This is a genomic window from Nonomuraea indica (assembly GCF_002850745.1).
GTDB lineage: Bacteria > Actinomycetota > Actinomycetes > Streptosporangiales > Streptosporangiaceae > Nonomuraea > Nonomuraea indica.
The window spans coordinates 354-754 of record NZ_KZ559494.1 but is presented as its reverse complement, the minus strand read 5'-3'; the positions used below and the strand labels follow the sequence as shown (position 1 = coordinate 754).

General features: G+C 70.1%; 1 protein-coding gene. It reads left to right on the top strand.

The window, feature by feature from the left end:
• The coding region (locus tag CXR44_RS34960; RefSeq protein WP_180903856.1) for a hypothetical protein at window positions 1-401 on the top strand (401 nt) is incomplete at both ends.

Here is a 401-nt window from a genome sequence, read left to right as displayed (position 1 = left end):
GCACCTTCGACCATCTGGGCCGCCTCACCAAGGAGACCGGCGGCGGAGGGGACGCCGCCAGCGCCGAACGCACCTTCGGCTACGACCTGGCCAGCCGCCAGACCACGATCGGCGACCTGACCGTCGACTACAACGACCGCACCCTCCCCCTGGCGGTCAAACGCGGCACGTCGACCCAGACGAGCTACGCCTACGACGGCCTCGGCAACCCCACCCAACGGGTCGACGCGGCCGGCACTGCCACCTTCACCTGGGACACCGCGGGCCGCCTGGAAACCGCCACCGACCCGGTCACCACCCGCAAGATCACCTACGGCTACGACGCGGCCAGCCGCCTCAAATCCATGACCGCCGCCACCGGCACCACAGCCGCCGACAGCCAACTCTTCACCTACGACGAC